At 42.6% G+C, this 4,895-nt stretch carries 5 protein-coding genes; 3 read left to right on the top strand and 2 right to left on the bottom strand.

Going from position 1 to position 4,895, the window contains the following annotated elements:
• A partial coding sequence (locus Q0372_RS08725; protein ID WP_298104910.1) for an MATE family efflux transporter occupies window positions 1–264 on the bottom strand: 264 nt, incomplete at its 3' end.
• Window positions 265–276: 12 nt separating this feature from the next.
• Between Q0372_RS08725 and Q0372_RS08730 the strand changes: the two genes are divergently transcribed.
• The 3 genes from Q0372_RS08730 to Q0372_RS08740 all read left to right on the top strand — a co-directional run bounded on the left by Q0372_RS08730 (window position 277) and on the right by Q0372_RS08740 (window position 3,283).
• Complete coding sequence (locus Q0372_RS08730; RefSeq protein WP_298104912.1) at window positions 277–699, top strand: fumarate hydratase; 423 nt, start codon at window positions 277–279, stop codon at window positions 697–699.
• Window positions 696–1,307, top strand: a complete 612-nt coding sequence (ttdB, locus tag Q0372_RS08735) for a L(+)-tartrate dehydratase subunit beta (protein ID WP_298104914.1) — start codon at window positions 696–698, stop codon at window positions 1,305–1,307. The genes Q0372_RS08730 and ttdB overlap by 4 nt, the downstream gene beginning before the upstream one ends.
• 167 nt (window positions 1,308–1,474) lie before the next feature.
• Window positions 1,475–3,283: a P-loop NTPase fold protein gene (locus Q0372_RS08740; protein WP_298104916.1), complete on the top strand. Its 1,809-nt coding sequence runs from the start codon at window positions 1,475–1,477 to the stop codon at window positions 3,281–3,283.
• 120 nt (window positions 3,284–3,403) lie between these two features.
• Here Q0372_RS08740 and Q0372_RS08745 read toward each other — a convergent pair whose 3' ends face one another.
• Window positions 3,404–4,567 (bottom strand): sugar transporter, encoded by a 1,164-nt coding sequence (locus tag Q0372_RS08745; protein WP_298104918.1) that lies wholly within the window; start codon window positions 4,565–4,567, stop codon window positions 3,404–3,406.
• Window positions 4,568–4,895: the final 328 nt, after the last annotated feature.

Consider the following 4,895-nt stretch of genomic DNA (forward strand, 5'->3'; position numbering starts at 1 on the left):
ACGATAAATTAATAATATCGCGGCTAAGGTTAAACTCACAATAAAGGCAATCCAGAACCCTTTCGCCGCAATACCACCGGTAATGATAAGATCCGTGCGCGCTAACGTGTAACCCAGTGGCATACCGACAACCCAATAGCAAAATAACGTGATGTATAAAATAGCTTTGGTATCTTTATAACCACGCAACACGCCACCAATAATCACTTGAACCGTGTCGGAAAATTGGTATAGCGCGGCAATTAATAATAAGGTGCCTGCCATGGCAAGGCGACCGTGCTGATGCCCGGTATGGGCTACGAAGGGGTCGTGAAATTCGTCATGGATATAATGACTAGCTACGGCATAAACGCCTGTCCGCCGCTGCTAGTGGGCGTAGGCGTGGGCACCTCGATCGACGTGGCGTCGCTGCTATCTAGAAAAGCATTGATGAGACCGCTTGGCTCGCGCAATCCAAACGATCGAGCCGCGCTAACCGAAAAGCTGCTAGAAGATGGCATCAATAAAATCGGCCTGGGCCCGCAAGGCATGAGCGGCGCAAGCTCGGTCATGGGCGTGCATATCGAGAACTGCGCCCGCCACCCAAGCGTCATCGCCGTCGCCGTAAACGTGGGCTGCTGGTCGCACCGCAAAGGCCATATCGTCTGGGACGAGCAGCTAAGCTTTGTCATAAAATCGCACAAGGAGTTCGCGCTATGAGTAAGAAAATTTTAACCACGCCGATCGGCGCCGAGGATCTGGCGGATATCAAGATCGGCGACGTGATTTACCTCAGCGGACACATCGTCACCTGCCGCGACGTGCCGCACAGACGCGTCGTGCAGGAGGGTCGCGAGCTGCCGCTTGATATCAGAGGCGGCGCGATCCTGCACGCGGGACCGATCATCAGAAAAACGGGCGATAAAAGCTTTGAGATGGTCTCGGTCGGGCCGACGACTAGCATGCGGATGGAGAAATTTGAGCGCGAATTTATCGCTAAAACGGGCGTGCGCCTGATCGTAGGCAAAGGTGGCATGGGCGAAGGCACGATGAGCGGCTGCAAGGAGTTTGGCGCGATACACTGCGTATTTCCTGCGGGCTGCGCGGTGGTCGCCGCGACGCAGGTCGAGGAGATCGAGAGTGCCGACTGGACGGAGCTTGGGATGCCTGAGACGCTGTGGAAGTGCCGCGTAAAGGAGTTTGGGCCGCTAATCGTCTCGATCGACGCGCACGGAAATAACCTTTTTGAGCAGAACAAGGTCAAATTTAACGAGAAAAAGGACGCGGCGCTAGCTGAAATTTTACCGCGGGTCGGGTTTATAAAGTAGTTAAATTTTGGCGGCTCGAGCCTTAAATCTACGCCTTAAATTTTTACGCCTTGCCACTAAATTTTAAAATTTATCGCTCTAACGAGGGACAAATTTTAAGGCACTTAGTAAAAAACCTTTAAATTTATGAGAGTTCTAGTAAAATTTTAAAACGATAAAGGATCAATATGAGTACCGCCAAAGAAAATATCGAACAAAGATTAACGGAAATATTAAAGAGAAAAAATGCAGTCTGCATCGTTTTGGACGGCGAATGGGGCGTAGGAAAAACAACTTTTTGGAAAAAATTTTCCGATGCAAAATTTAAGGAAAATTCTGTTTATGTATCTTTATTCGGTAGGGAAAGCATCCAGGAAATTAAGCAAGAGATAGGAATACAAATTTATAGAAGAAATGAATATATTTCAGAATTTTCAGAGAAAGCAAAATATTTGAGATTTGATAAGGTAATCGATGAGGTAACACCTAAACTAGGTTCAGCGTTAATAGGCTGCATATCGTTTTTTAAAAAAGAAAATTTTAAAGATGTTATAATTTGTTTCGACGATTTTGAGAGAATATCTGATAAGATAAATTTAAAAGATGTTTTAGGGACAATTTCCGAATATAAAGAGCAGCAAAATTGTCATATAGTTATGATTTTAAATCGCTCAAAGATGACGGCTCCTATTAAAGAAACACAAAAAGAAGATAAGAAAAATTTAGAAGATAAAGAGCTCAAAAATACTAGCCAAATAAAAGAGGATAAAATAGAACTAGAAAAAATTTTATCGCAATACAAAGATAAAATTATGGACTACGAATTTTATTATAATCCGACTCCACAGGAATCTTTTAATATCGTATCGGGCGAGTTAGAGGAAGTTTACCGAGATGCGGCATTACAGTATTTTTCAAAGCACGCCATAAATAATATTAGAGTGATGAGGCGAGCGATAAATGCGCTGAATGATTATAAACAACATCTAGAAGATAAACTGCAAAAATATCAACCTATAAAAGACAACGCCATAACTTATATACTAGGAATATCAATCATAAATGCAATGAATTCTTCCGCCGAGATCGAGCGATTTCTTGGTAAATTAGACTACCGTAGCAATTTAACAGATGTGTATGAATTATTTAAAAATGAAAAAGACACTGGCGACCTATATTATGCATTTAAATTTACAAATGATGAAGATTACTATTGGCTAGGTATAAACATACTATCATATACTAAAAAATCAATTATAAATATTGAGGAATTTAATATTATTATAGAAAATATCATCAATAAAGAATACGATAAACATAAGGGTAGGCTGTATATAGAAATTAGAAAAGAAATTTTAGAGGAATACTTAAACGGCACATTAAATTTACAGTATGACAACGGCATTTTTGTAAGCAATCTCTTTACTCGTCTAGAAACAAATAAAGAGAATATAATAGATATAGTCGGGGTTAGCCCTTTTCTTTTATACATAAAAACACTAGAAAAATTTGATGAAGAAAACAAGCAAAAATACCATGAATTTGCGACTAAAATTTTACTAGAATATATAAGAGGTGTTTTCGAAAATGACCAATATCAAAATTTATATACCTACATTTTAGACGAGATGATAAATTTTGATGAGCGTGTTAATGAACTACACGATAACCTTATAACACAAAACGAAATATATAAGATATCATCTGCAGAGAAAATAATAGAAAATATTTTTAACACTAGAGTTCCGATCCAAAAAGAATTAACCTCAAAAATAACGGAAGAAATTTTAGAAAAATATTGTTATGAAAATTTGGAATTTCTTCGTAGTGCAATAGGATTTTTGCAAAGTAATGCTTCTTATCTCTCAAACAACAAAGAACTAAGGCTTAAAATTTTAAACATGTTTAAAAAGATATCAGAAAACGGCGACGAAAACCAAAAACTAAAGATGAAATTTATACTTGAAGTTTTAGAGAAAAAGGCTAATTTAGAATAAGCCTTTAAATTTTTACTTCAACTCGCCCCAATCTTTTGCCGTGATTAGCGAGGTTTCAAGTGGAATGAATGGCTCGTAAAATTTCTTGCGTCTTTCGGGCTACCTTTAGTTTTTCGCGCGCTATTTTTTCTCCGCAAATTTCACGCTTGCATAGAGGTAGCTTGCAAGCCCTAGCGCGCCCAATATCGCGCCCGCCTCGCCTATGTGTTCAAGCCCGAATCTCGTTGCGACTTGATGTCCTAAAAGCGCTCCGCCGCCGATGCCTACGTTATAAATCGCCGAGTAGATCGATATCGCGACGTCGGTAGCGTCGGGAGCCAGCGCCAAAACCCTAATCTGCAAACAAAGCCCAAAGCCGAAAATCCCTATCCCCCAGACGAAAGCCGCGAGCAGCAGCGCTACGTCATTTGCGACAAAAACCTTTAGCGTCAGTGCCGAGGCTAGGATAAATAGGATCGAGCAGATCAAAAAGGCGTTCGCAAATGAGCGGTAAAGCTTTGAAAAAAGCACGCTTGCGGCGATGCCCGAAGCACCGAATGCAAGCAGAACGTAGGTTACGAAGTGGTCGCCTGCGGGGTTAAATTTCGCCACGAAGGGCTCGACATAGCTGTAGGTCGTAAAATGCGCGCCTACGATCAAAAACGTCAGCAGATACAAAGCAAGCAGCATAGGGCGCTTTGCAAGCATCGGCAAGCTCGCAAGAGAGCCCGCGCGGCGACTCGGTAAAAACGGTAAAATTTTCCAAAGAAACAGCGCCTCTGCCGCCGCAAGCGCGCCGATTGCGAAAAACGTAATCCTCCAGCCGAAAAGCTCGCCGACCACGCGCCCCAAAGGAAGCCCCAAAACCATCGCAAGCGAGGTGCCCAAAGCCAGCATGCCGATGGCCTGAGAGCCTTTATTTATCGGCGCTAGGCGCACGACGAGCGATGAGGTGATCGACCAAAAGATCGCGTGCGAAATCGCGATACCGAGTCGCGCGATTACCAAAACGGCGAAATTCCACGCTACCGCTGCCAGGATGTGGCTTAGCGTAAATAGCACGAAAAGCCGCAAAAGCAGCCTCTTGCGCTCGAGCTTTGAGGTTAGTAGCATCAGAGGCAGCGAGAGGATACTCACCGCCCACGCGTAGATTGTGATGATTAGCCCCGTGCTCGTAACGTCCATGCTAAAATCCGCCGCGATGTCGCTTAGCAGAGCCACGGGGATAAATTCCGTCGTGTTAAAAATAAAGGCGGCAAACGCCAGCGCGATAACTCTCGTGTAAGCGATTTTATGGACGTTCATCGGTTTTCTCTCCGGCTTTTTAAATTTGGCTTTAAGTTTAGCGCATTTAGCGGTTTTTAGCTTTTCGAGTTCTGCTTGAAATTTTAAAATTTTAAAATTCCGCGCCGTATATACGTGCCACGTTCCGTGCTAAATCTAAGCGGAGGATTATAGCTAAATTTATTCTCCTCGCAGCTTGCAGAAATAGAATTTACGCTCAAAACGCAAAGTTGCATGGGGTAAAATTCAAGTAGCGATCAATCAATGAAAATTTAAAATGAAATTTGCGCTGCGCTCGGTAGGTAGCAATAAAATTTCTTATATTTGGCGGAATGCGCTGAAATTTTAT

Origin of the sequence: uncultured Campylobacter sp., from assembly GCF_937997405.1 — a bacterium.
Classification (GTDB): Bacteria; Campylobacterota; Campylobacteria; order Campylobacterales; family Campylobacteraceae; genus Campylobacter_B.

What these genes read in the sequence shown, in the direction of transcription:
- Q0372_RS08745 (WP_298104918.1), bottom strand. Translation starts at nt 4,567, where the DNA reads ATGAACGTCCATAAAATCGCTTACACGAGAGTTATCGCGCTGGCGTTT.
- ttdB (WP_298104914.1), top strand. Translation starts at nt 696, where the DNA reads ATGAGTAAGAAAATTTTAACCACGCCGATCGGCGCCGAGGATCTGGCG.
- Q0372_RS08740 (WP_298104916.1), top strand. Translation starts at nt 1,475, where the DNA reads ATGAGTACCGCCAAAGAAAATATCGAACAAAGATTAACGGAAATATTA.